The following is a 17,419-nucleotide window of genomic DNA, read 5'->3' as shown; positions in this document are numbered from 1 at the left end:
CGCTGGAACAACTCCCACAACCCGTCCGGGACCAGACGCTCGACCATCATCACGCGCCCAGACTACCCAATCGACCAAATGAGACGATCTCTTAGCTTCGAGCCCTTCCTGACTGCCGATCAGACAACCGACTGGCTCCGGGCGTGGACCGGCAACGCCGCATTGAACGACGACGACTTCCGTGTGTTCGGTCAGGACGGCACCGGGGATACGCCGCAGTCTGGCTGGTCCGCCCAGGCCAAGTACTGCTGGAGCAGCCGGTCATCTTTCTGGGCTCCGAAGGAGAGACCGGGGTGGTCGCCTGCAGCCTGGGCGCTTTCCTGTGGCTGCTGGCAGACGGCATCGGCCCGTGGGAAGCAGCCACGTCGTCCGAGCTTGAATCCGAGCCCGAGCCCGATGGGGCTCCCCAGGCCCATCGCGACCTGGCAGCCATCGCGGAACACTTCGCTCCGGACCACCGCGCGCCGGCAGCCGCGCTGATTGAGCAGGCGGCCAAGGAGTTTCCTGACTTCGACGGCACCATCACGGAGCTCTGCCGCTGAACCCGATCCCCGAGGGCGGTGCCGCAGCGGAGGCTGTGGAGGTGCCCGGTGAGGTGGCAGACACAGGCGTCGGAACGTGGCCCGCGCCGTCCCCGCCGGGACACCACCCGGCTTGCTGCTTGGCTCACTCGTATCGGCCCCGCACTCACCCCGAACGGCAGCGTCGGTCTCCGCGACCCCCACCGGGCCCTGGAGACCGACATCACGCCAGCAGACCGACGTCACGTCACGCGAGCCCCCTGAATCGGCCAACAGTGCCTACACGTCACCGGGGCGAGCGTTGCTCGCCGCTACAGCTGGGAGCAGAGCACAGAACATAGGCGAATACCCGTGGGCGGCCGCTCCTGTGGCAGGGCAGGATGGGCAGATGGAACAACCACTTGACGTGCCCGAACTCGCTGCTGCTGGTGGGATCAGGCTTCGGCCGTGGCGCCTTTCGGATCTTCAGCTTGTCCGCGAGGCGTCGGAGGACGATTACATCCCGTTGATCACGACGGTGCCCTCGCCGTATTCGGAGTCGGCAGGTGTCGCGTTCATCGAGCGTCAGTGGAGTCGGGCGAGCGCGAGGACCGGGTATCCGTTCGTGATCGTGAGCGCTGATGGTCGGCCGGTCGGCCATGTGGGGCTGTGGCTGAAGGACCTGGGGCAGGGTCGGGCATCACTGGGCTACTGGGTCGCCGGATCCGCGCGGGGGCAGGGGGCGGCTGCGGTCTCGGTCGGCGCCGTCGCCGACTGGGCCTTGAGTGAACTGCGGGTTCCTCGGCTTGAGTTGTATGTCGAGCCGTGGAACACAGGTTCCGTACGCACTGCCGAGCGCGCCGGGTTCCAACGTGAGGGGCTGCTGCGGGGCTGGCAGCAGGTGGGGGCGGACCGGCGGGACATGTTCATGTATTCGCTGCTGGCCGGCGACCACAGCCGATCTGGCGGGCTGAGCAACTGACTTGGCGGGTCTGAGCAGCTCAGACGGCGGGCAGGGTGGCGGCCTCCGTCGGTGAGTTAGGAGCCGTCACCGAACAGTTCCATTCGTACGGACTGGCTACCTCGACGGTTATCTCGCCGCTGACCGTACCCGTGCCAAAGCGCCGGGGTCCTTCAGAAAGAACCGCGAATTCAACGATTCTCACCGCTCATCCGTGAAGCCTCCGACCAACCAGGGTGAGGCCAACGAATGAGGCGTCGCACCTGCCATGGTCGAGGAGCCATCGCCCGCCGCCAGGCAGCCTGGGATAGTCGACACATGGATCCCACGCCTCCGGAACTGGCTGACGAAGCGCGCCTGACAACTGGTGAGTACGAGGCGGTCCACATGGCGGTTCACTCTGTGCTCAGTCCTCCCTGGACACTCAACTCACTCTTCGAGGAGCGGGACGCGCTGGTGGTTGAGGTCGAAGGGGGCTACGAGTGGTCGGCTCCGGAGCTCTCCAACGATCTGGAATGCCGCACCACATTTGCCAGGATCTGGCCTCTCCTACCGCCACGGGTACGCGCCGTCCGGCAACCCGAACTCGACGGGATCGACGAGCGATTCCGGAAGTCCACCGTGGAGTGGCCCGGCCAGGGCGAGCCCGGATGAGTCTTGATCGCAGGCCCGCCTTGATTCGGTTGGCGTGGAAGCGATGAGCCGTTCACGGCACTTGATCTCGGCGCAGGGGTGCTCGTGCGGCAGCAGCGTCTCCAAGTGGGACCGGTTGCGCAGGCTGCGGGACGCGCCGTCGTGGCTGCGCCCCAGCGGGGCCCCGGCACGGCGGCGGCGTCAACGCCCCCGTACCGCCGGACCAACGCCCCTCGTACTACGGCATCGCCTCCCGGCGAAGGGCTTGGACGAGGGTCCTGATGTGGGGTCGATCGCCACGGCGGATCGTGGCGACGCCGATGTGGCGGACCGGCCCCGGTGGCGTGATCGGGACGGTGCACAGGCCCGGGATCTCCGGGGTGAGCGCGATGGAGGGGATCAGGGAGATTCCCATGCCGGCGGCGACGAGGGAGCGGGCGAAGAAGTAGTCGGTGGTGGTGCCGCGTACGTCCGGGACGAAGCCGGCGCGCTCGGCGTAGCGCCGCAGATACGCCTCGGTCTTCAGGCAGCCGAGCACCCAGGGTTCGGCCGCGAGCTCGGCGAGGTCGAGCGTGTCGTGCTCGGCGAGCCTCTCGGCGAGCCGGTGCCCTTGCGGGAGGACGACGTGCAGGGGGTCCTCCAGGAGAGGGATCCACTCCAGGCCGGAGCCGGATCTGGGGCCCGGCCCCGCGGGCAGCGGGCCGTCGAAGTGGTAGGCGAGTGCGAGGTCCACGGCGCCCTGGCGGACAAGCGGCAGGGAGTCCTCGGGTTCGCTTTCCCGTACGTGGAGCACGACGTGCGGATGGGCGGGCATGAGCCGGGTGAGAGCGCCGGGCAGCAGGAGCCTGCCGCCGCTGGTGAAGGTGGCGACGGTGAGCTGCACGCGGTCCGTGCCGAGCTCTTCGACCTGCTGTTTGGCGTGTTGGAGCTCCGCGGCGACGGACTCGGCGGCGGCGACCATGATCCGGCCGGCCCGGGTGAGGGTGACGCCGCGGGTGCTCCGGGCGACGACCTGGGCGCCGAGGCTCCGTTCCAGGGCTGCCACGTGCTGGGAGACGGCCGAGGGGGTGAGGAGGAGAGCGGTGGCCGCCCGGTTGAAGCTGCCGTGTTCCGCCACCGCCCGCAGAACGCGCAGCCGCTGTACATCGATCAACAGTTTTCCTTAATGCGTACCCAGTAAGTCAACACTTCTGGTGGCGACGGTAGTTCTCCAGGATGGGGGCATGCAAAAGATCCTCGTCATCGGCGGAAGCCGGTACTTCGGAAAGCTCCTGGTGCAACGCCTGCAGGCGGCAGGTCACCAGGTCACTGTGATCAACCGCGGCTCCGTCCCGCCGCCCGCCGGCGTCGAGCACCTCGTCGTCGATCGGAACGACGAGGCCGCCCTGACGGCCGTGCTCGGCCGGCGCACCTTCGACGTCGTGGTGGACCAGGTCTGCTACACGCCCGTGCAGGCCGCCATCGCCGCCCGCGTCTTCGCCGGCCGCACCCGGCGCTACGTCATGACCTCCACCATCGAGGTCTACGACCCCGCGACCGCCGCGCTGCCCGCCGTGCCGGCCGGCACGCCGGTGCCGGAGGAGAACGCGGACCCTGCCACGTGGCTCGTGGCCACGGACCTGCCCTGGCACGACGACGCGTATCTGGAGGCGCACTACGCCGAGGGCAAGCGCCAGGCGGAGGCCGTCCTCGCCCGCGCCGACGGCTTCGCGTTCGCGAGCGTGCGCAGCGCGCACGTACTCGGCGGCGGCACCCAGGAGTTCACCGGTCGACTGGCGCACTACGTCGAACGCATCACCGGGGGCGAAGAGGTCGCGGTGCACCCGAAGGCGCTGCCCACGGTCTTCATCCACTACGAGGAACTGGCCGAACTGCTGCTGTGGGCGGCAGGAGCCGACTTCACCGGCCCGCTCAACGCCTGCTCCGACGGCCCGCTCGACGTGCACGACCTCACCGCGATCATCGCCGCGCAGGTGGGCCGCGAGGCCGTTCACCGGACAGTCCCGGCGGGCGGGGAGGTTTCGCCCTTCTCCTTCGACCGCCACTACGCCATGAGCAACGCCCGCGCGAAGGAGCTGGGCTTCGTCTTCTCCCACACCGCCGACTGGCTGCCCGGCGCCGTCGCCGAAGCCCTCACCACCGAGCCGTCACCCACCGCCTGAGGAGCTCAAGTCACCATGCAGTACCGCACCCTCGCCCACACCACCGTCAGCGCCATCGGCCTCGGCGCGATGCCGCTCTCCATCGAGCACCGCCCGGACGAGACACAGGCCCTCGCCACCGTCCACGCCGCCCTCGACGCCGGCGTCACGCTCATCGACACCGCCGACAGCTACCACTGGCACGCCGGCGAGGCAGGCCACAACGAACTGCTGATCGCCCGCGCCCTGGCCTGCTACGGCGGCGACACCTCCGACGTCCTGGTGGCCACCAAGGGTGGCCGCGGCCGCCCCGGCGACGGCAGCTGGACCGTCAACGCCACCCCCGCACACCTCAAGGAAGCCGCCGAAGCCTCCGCCAAGCGCCTCGGCGTCGACGCCATCGGCCTGTACCAACTGCACAAGCCGGACCCGGCCGTGCCCTGGGCGGAATCCGTCGGCGCGCTCCGCGAGCTGCTCGACGCCGGCACGATCCGCGCCGCGGGCATCTCCAACGTCACCACCGACCAGATCCGCCAGGCGCATCAGATCCTCGGCGGCGGACTCGCATCCGTACAGAACCAGTACTCGCCCGCCGTCCGGGACCACGAGCCCGAGCTGCGGCTGAGCACCGAACTGGGGCTGGCCTTCCTGCCCTGGAGCCCGCTCGGCGGCATCTCGCGCAGCTCCCTCGAAGGCCCCTCCGGCCCCACCTCCCAGGGCACCGCCTTCCACCGCATCGCCGCAGAACGCGGCGTCGGCCCGCAGCAGATCGCCCTGGCCTGGCTGCTCGCCCGCTCCCCGGCGGTGATCCCGGTACCGGGATCCGGCCGCCCGGCCTCCATCACCGACTCCGCGAGGGCGGCGGAGCTCACGCTGAGCAGCGAAGAGCTGGCGCGGCTCGAGAACGCTCTGCCGGGCTGAGCCGGGCCGCAGGCCGCGCCTCGCTCGCCGGTGTCGGCGGTGTCGGCGGAGCCGGGGGAGCCAGCGGAGCCGGGAACATCGAGACGCTCGCGCGCTCCGGAGGGCGAGGCCCCCTCGCCACTACTCGGTTCGTGGAGCAGCCCCCGGCAGTGGGTCAGGAACGCGGCCAGGGTCACGTCGAAAGCCCGGTCCGTGCGGGCCGGACCGGTCATTCTCGGGCCGATCGCGGTAGGCGTCGTCCATGCGGGCGGGAACGTGTCGACGGTGTTCGTGATGCTCGGGGCCGTGGCGCTGGTGGGGTACGTGGTGGGGGCGGAGGAGACGGCGGGACGGAAGCTGGAAGAGGTGTCGCCGTAACCGCAGCTCGGCCGGGACCACAAGAGGAGCTCAGAGCCGGGATGAGTACGCACGCTCAGGCGCCGGGCCTGCCGCGCCGCGACGATGAAGAACACCAACTCGTCGCTTCGTCGCCCCGGCGCCTCGTCGCCCTCGTCCCAGGAGCCCCATGCTCAGCCGAATCGCCGCCGCCCTCGTCCCCTCCTTCGGCCGCCTGACGACGTCCGCCGACCTCACCACCTTCCCCGGCGCCGGCATCCTCGTCGCCAACCACACGTCCCTGGCCGACCCCGGTGTCGTCCTGGCAGCACTTCGCCGCGTCGACATCGAACCCGTCGTCCTCGTCACCGCCGGGCTGTGGCGTGTCCCCGTGCTGCGCGACCTCCTCGACCGGGACGGGCACGTGCCCGTCCACCGCCGTACCGCCCGCGCCGCCGACGCCCTGGACCGGGCGGCGGCGGCGCTCAAGGCCGGCCGGTACGTGCTCATCTACGGAGAGGGCCGTCTCCCCGCCCGCAGAGACGCTGCCGAAGCGGCCCCCGACTTCTTCCGCAGCGGCCCCGCACGGCTGGCGGCCGCCTCGGGGGCCCCTCTCATCCCGATCGGGCAGGCCGGAGCCCGCAGGATCGCCTCGGGCAGCCGAACCAAGCAGGTGGCCGGCTTCCTGACCGCGCCCGTACGCCGTCCCAGACTGCACGTGCACATCGGCGCTCCCGCGGCGCTGCCGGCCGAGATCGGCACGGCGAGTGCGGCCGCCCGCCAGGCCGTCACCGCGGCCTGGCGCACGGCGGCACTGCGACTGGGCGAGCCGGCCGCCCTCGTACGGTGAACGAACCGCCCGACTGGGCCTGCGCGTACCTCGCGGCACGGGGATGAGTCCGAGTCAGGAGAGCCCCGCTCCTCAGCGCTTGAGGATCTTGGCGTCGAAGAACCCCGGGAGTGAGGGCGGCAGTTGATCTCTCCCCCCGCAGGTACGGCTCCAGCTCGCGCCGTCCTCCGCGCGGTGACACGGACCGCCTCCAGGCACAGCCAGTACGGGCGAGGGAGGGGACGAGCGCAGTTCGAACAGCCCATACAAGTCACCCCGATCGATCAGTAACAGCCTCGCCCCCGAGCCCCCGAGCCCGCGAGCCCCCGAGCCCCCGAGCCCCCGAGCTGCCGGGCATAATCGGCGGGTGCCGAGCCCGTTGGCGAGAGGAAGACCACCGTGATACGCACGTCGTACCCGCCCCTGGCTGCCGCCGCTCTGGTCCTCGGGCTGCTCACGCTCACTGCGTGCGGCACCACGCATGCGGGCGCCGGAACCGACCCGATACCTCCGGCCGCCCCCTCCTCCCCGACGGCTGCCGACCCCGCGGCCACTGCTGCCAGGGCTGCCCATGACAAGGCGTTCCCGGAAGTCGCGGCCCGCTGCGCCGGTACCCGCGGTACCGCCCCGGCCGCCGGGGCCGGGAAACCGGAGCCTGCGGCCACCGATCCCGAGGCTGCCAAGTACGCCGAGAATCACGCCTTCAAGCAGCAGGCATCTCTCGCGCCCGAGGCGCGCTGCCGCGGTGAGGCCCATGCCGAGCGCATCAGGAAGGCGCTCACCGGCCCCGGCGCTACGGCCCCCGCGAACGAGGCGGACCTGGCCGCCGTCCTCGCGCGGCTCGGCTACGAGGCCGGCCCCGGCACCGTCTACCGCACCGGCGGCGCCCTCGGCTTCTCCTTCTTCGTCCCCGATATCGGCCCCTGCGTTACCGGACGACTGGGGAGCCCGGCCACGTTCGAGGCCCACGGGGCGTACATGGAAGGCGGCTGTACGGAACCCCGCGGCGGCCACTGACCCTGTGACGCCGCCGTGGCCGAACCACGGCACCCCGGAGCCGGAGCGCGCGCGGCGCAGCATTGTTGGCCGGTGTGGAGAGTCTGCCGGGGTCCTGGTGCGCGGGGTGGCGGCCGGGCAGGCTAGTTTGTTCGCGTGAGTCTCCTTGATGATGTGGCCGAACGTGACGGCTGGCGGTGCTGGGTGTGTGACGAACCAGTCGATCCCGACGAGTCGGTGAACGACCCTCGGGGGCCCAGCGTCGACAGCCGGACCGCCGACCGGAAGGCCAAGGTCGCCGAGCGCCTCGCGCACCGCGGGTGCAATACCCGCAAGGGCGCGGTCAAGGTGGTCATCGCCTGGCCAGAGCACCTGTACGTGGTCGAACCCGCGCCGCTGGTCACCGTTGCGGGGAGGCTGGAGCGCAAGGGGGGCCGCGAGATGGTGGGCCGCTGCCCGACCAGGCGCGACGCCCAAGAGGCGGCGGATTGGCTGGTGGACCGGTTCTCCCGCCTGGTACCGGGGCTGCCGGTGACTGCCGACATCGAGCCGGGCGGCGGCCAGTTCCTCGTCATCCTGACCACCGGCCGTCGCTGACCTCCCGCTCCTGACCTCCGGGAGAGCCACCGGGTCTCCAAGACTGGACGTCACGCTGCGCCGCCAGTCCTCAGGGACGTCCTTGCGGCCCGCGTCTCCAACCCTGCTGCCGCACGCGGGAATCGCTCTTCGGCCGCACGATCCCTCGTGAACTACCCGGCCCCGCCCACAGCCGACGCATCCGTCCACGCTTCGTCTGCGGAGAGCTCGGCCACCTTTCGCGCCATGGCGACCAGGGTGCACACGACCGAGAACACCGGCCGTGCCATGCTCGCCGTCGCGGGCCGGGCCGGCGTGTGAACACATCCTGCACAGCCCTGACACCAACCGGACGGCTGCCTCCGGGGAGCGGTGACGCCGGGAAGGCAGCCACGGCCCGTTCCGGGATGACGTACCCGCCTCCATGACGTGTGGGGTGGTGCCGGGCCATCCCACCGAAGTGCGCTGTTGGGTGGGGACATTGGGACATGGGCCCTGCAACTTCACCCCGGACCCGAACAGCCTGCCGTCCGGCCCGGCGTACGACGCACCGACCCGGACCACCAGGTGGTCCGCCTGAAGTGGCTGCGCCTGTGCCGTACGACGGAAGTCGTCTGCAGCAGCTCCCGCCGCGGCCACGTCGACATCGACATCGACCTCGTCGCCGATGTCGAGCGAGACGGCTGGGAGCGTGAGTCAGCAACGTGCGAGCGACCGGTTGGCCATGGGTTTCCTAGCCGGCAGGCATTCCCGCCGAAGCGTCCTCCAGGGTCTTGCGCAGCACGGCGACGGTGGACGCCAACTGCTCCAGTGCGCCGGCCGTCAGCGGCTCGGCGAGCCAGGAGTGCAGCCCGTCCTCGAACGTGGGCGTGGCAGCGGCCAGCAACTTGCCTCCCTCGGGGGTCAGTTCCAGCAGGGATGAACGGCGGTTGCTGGGATTGGGCCGACGGACCACCCAGCCGGCGGCCTCCAAACGGTCCACCCCCTTGCTGGTCGCCCCGACGGTGATGGCGGCTTCCTCGGCCAGGTCGTTGACCCGGCAGCCGTCCCGACTGTCGATGATGCGCAGGAACTCGAACTGGCCCATCGTCAGGCCGTGTTCGGCGCGCAGTTGTCCGCCCAGCGCGTTGTAGAGCCTGGTCTCGTAGCGGACGAGGTCCATGAACACCTGCGTGAGGTCGGTCACACTCTGCTCCAGTTTCGCGGGAACTATATTCCTAGGAATATAGTTCCTAGTGAAGAACAGCACTTCATCTGGAGGATCGCATGAGCAAGGCACAGCGCGCGACAGTCGACGCCCTGATGCGGCAGGCACCGTTCGACGGCAGCCTCCCGCCGGAGCAACTGCGCAAGGACTTCGAGACCCAGATGGCCTCGGGCCCGGCCCCGGCCGGGGTGACCGTCACCCCCTCCGCCCTCGGCGGGCGCCCCGCCCTGACCGTCGAGCCCCAGGGCGCCCCCGCCACCGGGACGATCCTCTACTTCCACGGCGGAGGCTGGGTCTTCGGCTCACCCGCCACGGCCCTGCAACTGACCGCCGCGCTGGTGCGCCGCACTGGCGTCCGCGCAGTCTCGATCGACTACCGGCTCGCCCCCGAGCACCCCTTCCCCGCGGGTGTCGAGGACGGCCTTGCCGCCTACCGCGACCTATTGGACCAGGGCGTTTTGGCCGAGCAGATCGTCCTGGCCGGGGAGTCGGCCGGCGGCGGTCTCACCCTCACCACCCTGCTCACCGCCCGCGAGGCCGCACTGCCGATGCCGGCCGCCGCGGTCGCCTTCTCCGCAGGCCTGGACGCCACCTGCTCGGGCGAGAGCATGACCACCAAGCACGACGCCGACCCGCTCTTCACCCGCGCGGACCTGATCACCCTCTTCGCCCACTACCTGGCCGGACAGGACCCCCACCAGCCGCTGCTGAGCCCGGCCCTCCACGCCGACCTGACCGGGCTGCCCCCGCTGCTGCTCCAGGCCGGCTCCAACGAGGTCCTGTTGGACGACTCCACCCGGTTCGCCGTCCGGGCGGCCGCGGCCGGAGTCGACGTTCAGCTCGACATCACCGCCGATGTCCCCCACGTCTTCCAGGCCTTCGAGGGCCTGCTGGACGAGGCCGACGCGGCCCTGGACCGCGCCGCCTCCTTCATCACGGCCGCACTGGCCCGCACCTGAACCGTTCCTCAACGCTGCGCGGTACCTTCTGGGGCCCCAGCCCCGTCGGCAGAGCCAACGGGGTCTTCGCGGAGCGGGGCCAGTTCCTTGAGGGCGGCGGGGGTCTCTGGGTCTTCGAGGAGATGCCAGGTGTTGCCGGCCTGCGCTGTGATCACGACCAGGGCCGCCACGAAGACGAGAGAGGCCAGCATGAAGGAGCCCTTCATGACGTCGGGGTCGGTGGGGTCGGCGCGGCGCAGCAGGAGGTAGGCGTGGACGGCCGGGGCTGTCGCGCCGAGGGCGTAGGACCAGAGGGCCACGTTTCTGACCGTGGTGCCCAAGTGGCGGCGGGTGGCCGGGGCGTGGGTGAAGAGTGCGTTCAGGTGGGCGCGGACAGCGGCCCGGAACCCGGGGTCGAGGCCGATGTCGCCGACGTGCAGCCGGCCGACGGCAGCCTGGTTTCGGCCGATGGCTCGGAACGCGGCCGCGGTCACCGGGTGCGCCGGCTCGACTGCGGTCTCCACTAACTCCCGGTCGTGCCCGTGGAGCAGGCCGTCCTGGCGCAGCAGACGGACGGCCACTTCGGCCGCGCGGGAGGAGTTGCGCGCCAGTCTGTCGGGCTGGTGGTCGGTTGAGCACAACGGCTCGGCGGCGCTCAACAGCTCCGTGTGGTACGTGTCGAGCCCCGTCCAGGCCCGCACCTGCCGGACCGTCCGAGCCTCTACCGACCGCCGCCACAGCCGGGTCAGGCCCAATGCGATGTTCACACTGGCCAGCGAGATCAGGCAGGTCGTCAGCATTCCCATGGGAACGACGATCGACGACGAGATGTGCGGCCCGCAAGACCCGCGTTCCGACGGGCACCCCAAAAGGCCTTGAGGTACGGCTCTTGCGGTGGGTTGTGCGGTCAGTCTCACCGCCTGTGTGGGGGGCGGCGATGTGGATCGGCGGTGGAGACTGCCCGTGATCGCCACGCAATGGCCTCGACGGGCAAACCCGCCGGTTTGGCCGCCGCACCGGCGCCCCGCCCCAGGGTCCCGCTGCGGCACCGTCACTACCCCGATCGGTGACACCGCCTTCTCCTGCGGAGCCGCGTCCCGGCCCTTCGATACTGCCCACATCGTTTTTCGATGTCCGGCCCTGGGGCGATTACCCCTGGTCGTAGTGGACGAGCACCCGTTGCGCGGGGTGGGCGGTGCGCTGCACAACAGCGCGCTGGACGCCCTCCTGCAGCTGCGACACCGCCGACTGCCGGGCCGCCTGGCCCACCAGTGTTCCTCGATGTACTCCTCGACCGAGATCTCGCCATCACGCGCCTATGGGGGCGCTTTTTGAGGCGGCGGCCTTCTCTATTTAGAGGGCACCAGAGCTGTGGGGGAGCGCGGACCGCGATGATCGCACAGGGCCTCCGGCCTGGGTAGTCGGGCCGGCCTGGGGGAGTGGTGTTCCCGGCCCCCACCCGGGAACACCACTCGTCAGTTCTGCCGTGCTACGAGGCCCTCAGTTCAGCAGGGCCGGATGTGGTAGACGGGAGTCCACGAGGCCGTGCCGGTGGCCTTGGCGACGTTCGACCAGCGCTCGCTGCCGTTGGAGTTGTAGAAGCGGGCCCTGGTGCCCGAGCTCTGGTTGTTGTTGAAGACGCCGTCGCCGATGCCCCCGAAGTCGTAGTAGCCGCAGTAGTAGTAGTCCCAGGTGCTGCCCTGGCCGTCACGGATGCACAGATGGCCGTTGCTGCACGGGATGGCCGCGCTGAACTTCCCCGGTGCGGCGAGGGTCAGGGTGCCGCCGGGAATGGCGAGCTTGTTGGCCCCGATCTGGCGCGAGGCGGTCTGCCTGGCGAGGGTGGCATCCACCTTCCGCTGCAGCTGCGCCGCCTGCGAGTTGGTCAGACCCGCGTCGTGCGCCTGCTGTGCGTACGTGGCCTGCTGGCTGCCGGTGGTCGTGGCCGAGGCGTTCCCGGCCAGAACCAGACCCGCGACCAGTGCCGCGATGGCGGACAGGACCGCCACTAACTTGCGTAGAGACATACTGATTTCCCCTTTTGTTGTGGGCGCGCCGTGGTCAGTGGACGCGCAGCCCATCGTGTCGGAGGCATACCAGGTGCTGTAGTGGGGAATCGGTCATGCCACGTTGCATCTGGGCTGAGGTGAGTGCCCTTCGGGCACACGCGGCACAGGGGTTTCGGATGTGGGGGCGAGGGGCCTTGTGCCGCAGGGAAGTTCACGGTGTGGCGGAATCAGGTGTCACCGGGGCGTGACAGGCCCGACTCCGGTCCGGACGCCGGGCTCCGCAGGGCGGCGCAATGGTGGCCTGATCGCCTGGCGGCGGGGACTGGGAGCGTTCATGGCCGAGGCTGGCCGTGGCTCGCAAGGCAACTTCCAGGCTCAGGAACTTGGTCGGCAGGGGGATGCTCACGGGCCCGGCCCGGCCCTGGCCGTCGGCTTTCGGGCGGAGGGTGATCCGCTGAGTCGACCAGTGGAGGGGTGGCGCCCTGCTCTGTGCGCGGAGCAGTCCTGAGACATGGGCCCACCCCGGGCTCAAGCGGCAAGCGGCCGTGAGCGCGGCTCTGTCCGAGGACAGGGTTGGTGCCCATCGGGATTTCCTGCCTCATGGTCTGATCCTCGTCCGCAGCAACTGCGGGGAGCGGCCACTTGGTGGTGTCTGCGCCAGTGTGGATCACGTCAGCATGTGGGCGTGGGAACCTCGAAGGGGGAGGGCGTCAGGAGTCCTCGGCATTCTTCGGCCATCGTGAGAATGAGAGACCATCCCCCTAGCTGTATGAGTGGCTTCGACGCACAATGAGCCTCAACAGCCAGTCGAATACGGGTAGTTGTGGCGAGGGGTTGGCGGGTGCCTTGCTGGCCGTGACGGGGGCGAGCGGTGCCGGAGCTGCACGGGTACAGAACATTCCAGGAAAAGTTCCTGCCTGGTCTTGTGGGGCGAGACCAGCAAGGGAGGGCTGTGGCCCGGACCTATCCGTGTGGTGACCCAGTGGTGGGAATCTACGGTGGTCGCGGCACGGGGAAGTCTGAATTGTGCGAAGCGCTTTACCGTGCGTACGTCAACAAGGTGCCCGTCGCGAGATGGCCTGTTGCGCCTGGCCGGCACCAAGATTCGCTGCCTGGAGATGCGGCGCTTCTTGCGTCCCCCACCATGGCCGCGCTGCACTGGCTCGTATTTGATCTGACCGGTAGCAAGATTTCCTTTCCTCGTTTCACCTACGGCCTGGTTGCGGTCATGGCCTTCGCCGACCCGAATCCCGACAGCGACGCGGGCGGTGCCGGAAGGGGAGGCGGCGGGCCCACGCCCCAGCAAATCACTGCCCTAGAAACGATGCGTGGGCAGATCAGGGACGCGCTCGCTCAAGCGACCCCGGAGAACAGGCTCCGACCCCTGCTTCAAGAACTGATGGAAGCAGCGGCTCCAGTAATCCCGTGGCTTTTTCCTGTTCTGCCGAACGTGGAACCGTTGGTCCGACTGCTCGGCTCGTGGATGCCGTTGCCCGGCGGCGGCCCGCAGGCCCGTGTGATGGGGTGGTGGGAGTCACAGCTCGACGGATTTCCCGGGGAAGGAGCGGAAAGGCTCCTGCGGTACGCCTTGAGCCTGACGTATGTGGGCCTGGAGGCGGCCCACCGTGACCTGGAGGAGCGGCTGACCACGGCGTTCCTCGCGGATCTCCATCACCACGGGCACTGGCGTTGGACCCCTCCGCCGCGCACGTTGATCCTGCTCGATGACACTCATACACGCGTCGGCCGCAGGCTCCTCGACCTTTTGGTGGCCGCCTATGCCGGTGCCGGTGGCCCGAGCAACGAGAAGGGCGCCGCTCTCCGGCGCCCCGTCGTGGTCGCCACCGAACTCAGCGTCCTGGAGCGCCCGGCCAGTACGACGAATCAGGTCCCGGCGCGGATCTCCGGAGTGGACAGCAGTCTGTGGTCCACTCCCCGTAGCAGCGCGGAATCCGAGTGGCGCCTGTGGCTGCGGACTCCTGTTCTGCACACCGCCAGCATTGCGGGTGAGTTCAGGGAGCCCAACTGTCCCCGCGGGCTGCCGGATCTGATCGGGCGACTCAGTGCGGGCCGAGGGGGAAGCGCGAGGATCCTGAGGGAAGCGGCGCAGAAAGACTTACGCAGGGGCAGCCGCAGCGAGCTCGCTGCGGCTGCCCCGCCTCGGATGGGAGAGGTGCTGCTGGCGCTTCCCTCCGCCGGAGAGATACCGCCCGGCAGCCCGGCTCCGCTCAGGCAGATCCTCTTCGGCGTCGATATCGAGGGCGGGCCGAGCGTGACGGACGCCCTGTTACGCCACTTGGTGCCGGACACCCGTCTGATTCCCTGGCTGCCCCGGCGAGCGGTGGCACTGCACCCCGACGACGTGTCCTACCTTCCCCTACCTCCCGCGGCAGGGGAGGACTGGGGCGAAAACCCGGAATCGGTGCGGGCATTCCTGAGCGCAGAGCACTGGGATCACCCGCAGGCGCTCAGCACGTTCGCCCCGACCATCAGTGACCGCGTCCTGCGGGAGCTGCTGCTGCACCAACTGAGCGCGGCTTCCCCCACAGCGGTGGTCGACACCTACTGGACCGCTCTGCACGAGAGGGCGCGCCGCCGCTACGACAGGGCGCCCGCCCAAGGAGAAGCATTGCCGCGCCGCGCGTACCTGCACCACTGCCTGGCGTTGGGGCTGCACGACGCCGTCGTGGCTGAACTGCACCAGAACTTCTTCGACAGCGGGGGACAAGACTGGCTGCGCAGCGTGGAGTTCGTGTGTGCGGCCCCGCAGCCGCCGCCCGGATACGGCCAACGGCATCCTGACCCGCCGAGCCCTTGTCCGGCCTGCGAAGGTGGTCAGCCCGATGCCCTGCACCGGAGCATCGGCCAGCTGGTGAAGATGCTCCAGAAGGCCTCCAGCCTCTCCTCCGTCTACGCCGACCCGGACGACCAGGACAATCCGCTGCGGCTGCTGCTCTCCAGCATCGGCTCCCGTTCGGATGACAGCGACGATGCGGTACGGCGGGCAGCCGGACGGTGGCCGACCCTCCTCTGCCAGGGCCGCCGTGTTCCCGAACTGGAGGGTGACTCAAGGTGCCGAGCTTTCTGATGACCTGGCCCAAGCCGCTGCTGTTCGTTGCGGCGGTTGTCGTGGTGCTGGCGCTCGGGTTTGTGGTGAAGCGCCTGTGGGACCCGAACCTGCACTCCTGGCAGAAGGCGGTGGTGGTCCTCGGCTTCGCAGCGGGAGCTGCCTTCGCGGTGTCCGTGATGGTGGTGGTGTGGAACCGGCCCGACTACTGCCACTACGGCCTGCGGCTCGAAGTGAAGGCCGGCCAGTGCGTGGGTGTCAGCGACGGCAGCTATACGTTCGACCGCGCGCAGAACCCCGCGATGGACAAGGTCACCCAGCTGATCGGGGAGGAGAACGCGGCAGCGGAGAAGTCGAAGTCGACGGTCACCGTGGCGTTCATGCTGCCGATGACCTCCGACAACGACTCCGAGAGGCGCCAGATTCTCCGCGAGGTGCAGGGTGCCTACCTTGCCCAACGGCAGGCCAACCAGGTGGGACGGCTGGGCGAACGCACGCCGGACATCCGCCTCGTGCTCGCCAACCCCGGCCAGGATTACGCTGCCTGGGAAACGGTCACAGACCGTCTGCGCGGCATGGCCGGGGACTCCAAGTACCCGCTGCGGGCGGTCGTCGGATTCAACCTCAGCGTCAAGAACACCGAGGACGCGCTGCACACCCTGACAGCAGCCGGTGTGCCCGTGGTCGGTGGCCCGCTGACGGCTGACGAGATGGAGAACGTGCGGAAGAACGGCGTTCAGCGGTTCCCTGGGATGGCCCGCACGGTTCCCACGAACTCCGCCCAGGCCAGTGCCCTCGTCCACTTCAACAAGAACACCAAGCCCAAGGACGCGGCGCTCGTCGTGGACATACGCGCCAATGACACCTACAACGCCTCCCTCGCGGCGGCATTCAGCAAGGCGGTCTCGCCCCGCACCAAGCCCAAGGAGTTCGAGTCCAAGAGCCCGACGGACGAGGGCAACGTCGCCAACCAGTTCGGCAGCATGGTGGACTCGATCTGCTACAGCGGAGCCAAGGACATCTACTTCGCCGGACGGCCGGCACACCTGCGTCTGTTCCTCCTGGAGCTGGCAGACCGGCCGTGTGGAAAACAGGCTCTGCGAGTCATCACCGGGTCCGGCGCGTCCACCGTCTCGCTGTACCTCACGGGCAAGGACTGGGACCGCCTGAAGGGGAACGAGCAACTCACCCTTCAGTACGCCGCTGTGGGCCACCCGCAGATGTGGGCGAAGGGAGACTTCGGAGCGGCAGGCAAGTTCTACACGGATACGCAGCACTCGCCCGCATCCGTGATGCGTGAAGCGGTGAAGGAGGCCGGCGAACTGCGAGCCCGTCTGGGCGAGCCCGTGCGCTGGGAGGACTCCCGCGCGATGAGTGCCTTCGACTCGGTCTGGCTCGCAGCCAACGCACTCAAGGGGCTGCCGCCGGGCCCCGACGACCACGTCCCGAGCCTGGAGGACGTACGCGGCCAGTGGCGGAACACCTACGCCGACAAGGGAGTTCCGGGGGCGACCGGCTGGCTGTGCCTGGACAACGACGGGAACCCGTACAACAAGGCGGTGGCGGTGGTCACCCTGGACCAGACCGACCGCAGCGTCTGCTTCGAAGGAATGGGCTGGCCCAAGGGTGCACCCTCCCCCAACTGCGACGTACCGAAAGAAGGTTGACCGCCGGCGTCCCTAGGGGCAGGAGGGGTCCTCGGTCGGGGCCGGGCAGGGACCCTTCGTGTCTGCACCGTGGCCCCGGTGCTACCAGGTGAAGAGGGCGCTCACGGTCTTGCCGCCGGACGGCCGACGGGTCACCGCGGTGGCGAGGGCGAGGTGGTTGACCATGCCCCAGCCGAAGCCGCCAGTGCCGCCGTTCAGATCGGGGGTGCGCATGCGTGGCGCCTGCGGGCTGACGTCGTCGACGGCCACCTAGACGCTGTCCGGGTGGGCGGTGAGGTGGAGGACGGATGCGCCGCCTCCGTGGCGCAGGGCGTTGGTGACGAGTTCGGAGACGACCAGGACGACGGTGTCGGCCGCTTCTGGGTCGACGACCGGCTGCCCGAGGCCTTCGAGGAAAGCCCGGGTGATCTCGCGCGCGTCGGCGACGGCGGTCGGGGAGCGGACGGTCGTGGTGTCGAGGCACACCATGTTCATCGGGTTCACCCTGTCCTCCGGATCGTCAATGCCCGGTCGTGCCTACCTGTCCCTCGTCCCCCGCCCGGCCCTGCTTCAACCCAATCGTGCTCGATTACCTCACCGTCGAGCACGCGGAAATCTATGTCAGCGGGAGTAGACATTGGCCGGTGGTGTGGTTATGGTTTCTCTCGTAGCCCAGAGAG

General features: G+C 69.5%; 16 protein-coding genes and 2 pseudogenes. 13 read left to right on the top strand and 5 right to left on the bottom strand.

From position 1 onward, the window contains the following. Window positions 1–293: 293 nt before the first annotated feature. The 3 genes from AB0D18_RS40725 to AB0D18_RS40715 all read left to right on the top strand — a co-directional run bounded on the left by AB0D18_RS40725 (window position 294) and on the right by AB0D18_RS40715 (window position 2,115). Window positions 294–542 carry a hypothetical protein gene (locus tag AB0D18_RS40725; protein WP_362430767.1) on the top strand — a complete coding sequence of 83 codons (249 nt, stop codon included), beginning with the start codon at window positions 294–296 and terminating at the stop codon, window positions 540–542. A gap of 367 nt (window positions 543–909) precedes the next feature. Further along, window positions 910–1,482 (top strand): GNAT family N-acetyltransferase, encoded by a 573-nt coding sequence (locus AB0D18_RS40720; RefSeq protein WP_362430766.1) that lies wholly within the window; start codon window positions 910–912, stop codon window positions 1,480–1,482. A gap of 297 nt (window positions 1,483–1,779) precedes the next feature. Beyond that, a complete protein-coding gene (locus AB0D18_RS40715; RefSeq protein ID WP_362430765.1) occupies window positions 1,780–2,115 on the top strand; it encodes a hypothetical protein in 336 nt (111 codons plus the stop codon). 217 nt (window positions 2,116–2,332) lie between these two features. Here the strand turns inward: AB0D18_RS40715 and AB0D18_RS40710 are convergent, their stop codons facing one another. Further along, window positions 2,333–3,247: a LysR family transcriptional regulator gene (locus AB0D18_RS40710; RefSeq protein WP_362430764.1), complete on the bottom strand. Its 915-nt coding sequence runs from the start codon at window positions 3,245–3,247 to the stop codon at window positions 2,333–2,335. Between the two features lie 70 nt (window positions 3,248–3,317). Here AB0D18_RS40710 and AB0D18_RS40705 point away from each other — a divergent pair, with 70 nt between their 5' ends. The 6 genes from AB0D18_RS40705 (at window position 3,318) to AB0D18_RS40680 (ending at window position 7,893) form a co-directional block, all read left to right on the top strand. Beyond that, window positions 3,318–4,256 carry an NAD-dependent epimerase/dehydratase family protein gene (locus AB0D18_RS40705; protein ID WP_362430763.1) on the top strand — a complete coding sequence of 313 codons (939 nt, stop codon included), beginning with the start codon at window positions 3,318–3,320 and terminating at the stop codon, window positions 4,254–4,256. A gap of 15 nt (window positions 4,257–4,271) precedes the next feature. Beyond that, a complete protein-coding gene (locus AB0D18_RS40700) occupies window positions 4,272–5,156 on the top strand; it encodes an aldo/keto reductase (protein WP_362430762.1) in 885 nt (294 codons plus the stop codon). Window positions 5,157–5,348: 192 nt separating this feature from the next. Beyond that, window positions 5,349–5,513, top strand: coding sequence for a hypothetical protein (locus AB0D18_RS40695; RefSeq protein ID WP_362430761.1), 165 nt, complete (start codon window positions 5,349–5,351; stop codon window positions 5,511–5,513). 148 nt (window positions 5,514–5,661) lie between these two features. Beyond that, window positions 5,662–6,321, top strand: a complete 660-nt coding sequence (locus tag AB0D18_RS40690; protein ID WP_362430760.1) for a lysophospholipid acyltransferase family protein — start codon at window positions 5,662–5,664, stop codon at window positions 6,319–6,321. 378 nt (window positions 6,322–6,699) lie between these two features. Next, window positions 6,700–7,317, top strand: a complete 618-nt coding sequence (locus AB0D18_RS40685; RefSeq protein WP_362430759.1) for a hypothetical protein — start codon at window positions 6,700–6,702, stop codon at window positions 7,315–7,317. A 135-nt stretch (window positions 7,318–7,452) separates the two neighbouring features. Continuing rightward, complete coding sequence (locus AB0D18_RS40680; RefSeq protein ID WP_362430758.1) at window positions 7,453–7,893, top strand: hypothetical protein; 441 nt, start codon at window positions 7,453–7,455, stop codon at window positions 7,891–7,893. 712 nt (window positions 7,894–8,605) lie between these two features. On the opposite strand, the gene AB0D18_RS40675 is transcribed toward AB0D18_RS40680, so the two are convergent. After that, complete coding sequence (locus AB0D18_RS40675) at window positions 8,606–9,058, bottom strand: MarR family transcriptional regulator (protein WP_362430757.1); 453 nt, start codon at window positions 9,056–9,058, stop codon at window positions 8,606–8,608. An 80-nt stretch (window positions 9,059–9,138) separates the two neighbouring features. Here AB0D18_RS40675 and AB0D18_RS40670 point away from each other — a divergent pair, with 80 nt between their 5' ends. Beyond that, window positions 9,139–10,038 (top strand): alpha/beta hydrolase, encoded by a 900-nt coding sequence (locus tag AB0D18_RS40670; protein ID WP_362430756.1) that lies wholly within the window; start codon window positions 9,139–9,141, stop codon window positions 10,036–10,038. A gap of 8 nt (window positions 10,039–10,046) precedes the next feature. Here AB0D18_RS40670 and AB0D18_RS40665 read toward each other — a convergent pair whose 3' ends face one another. Beyond that, on the bottom strand, window positions 10,047–10,823 hold the full coding sequence (locus AB0D18_RS40665) for a hypothetical protein (protein ID WP_362430755.1): 777 nt from the start codon (window positions 10,821–10,823) through the stop codon (window positions 10,047–10,049). A gap of 349 nt (window positions 10,824–11,172) precedes the next feature. On the opposite strand from AB0D18_RS40665, the pseudogene AB0D18_RS40660 reads away from it, so the two are divergent. Next, window positions 11,173–11,352: pseudogene (locus tag AB0D18_RS40660) on the top strand (SRPBCC family protein); the annotation flags it as partial. A 170-nt stretch (window positions 11,353–11,522) separates the two neighbouring features. On the opposite strand, the gene AB0D18_RS40655 reads toward AB0D18_RS40660, so the two are convergent. Then, a complete protein-coding gene (locus AB0D18_RS40655) occupies window positions 11,523–12,044 on the bottom strand; it encodes a hypothetical protein (protein ID WP_362430754.1) in 522 nt (173 codons plus the stop codon). Between the two features lie 1,126 nt (window positions 12,045–13,170). On the opposite strand from AB0D18_RS40655, the gene AB0D18_RS40650 reads away from it, so the two are divergent. Both AB0D18_RS40650 and AB0D18_RS40645 read left to right on the top strand, forming a co-directional pair. Beyond that, the gene (locus AB0D18_RS40650) at window positions 13,171–15,114 is read left to right on the top strand and encodes a hypothetical protein (RefSeq protein WP_362430753.1); all 1,944 of its coding nucleotides are present in this window, start codon (window positions 13,171–13,173) and stop codon (window positions 15,112–15,114) included. Then, window positions 15,114–16,760 carry an amino acid ABC transporter substrate-binding protein gene (locus AB0D18_RS40645; RefSeq protein ID WP_362430752.1) on the top strand — a complete coding sequence of 549 codons (1,647 nt, stop codon included), beginning with the start codon at window positions 15,114–15,116 and terminating at the stop codon, window positions 16,758–16,760. The genes AB0D18_RS40650 and AB0D18_RS40645 overlap by 1 nt, the downstream gene beginning before the upstream one ends. An 81-nt stretch (window positions 16,761–16,841) precedes the next feature. Here AB0D18_RS40645 and AB0D18_RS40640 read toward each other — a convergent pair. After that, window positions 16,842–17,234: pseudogene (locus AB0D18_RS40640) on the bottom strand (ATP-binding protein). Window positions 17,235–17,419: the final 185 nt, after the last annotated feature.

Origin of the sequence: Streptomyces sp. NPDC048442, assembly GCF_040651475.1 — a bacterium.
Lineage (GTDB): Bacteria > Actinomycetota > Actinomycetes > Streptomycetales > Streptomycetaceae > Streptomyces.
Note: the sequence above shows the minus strand (reverse complement) of the source record. Positions and strands in the feature narration are given on the sequence as shown.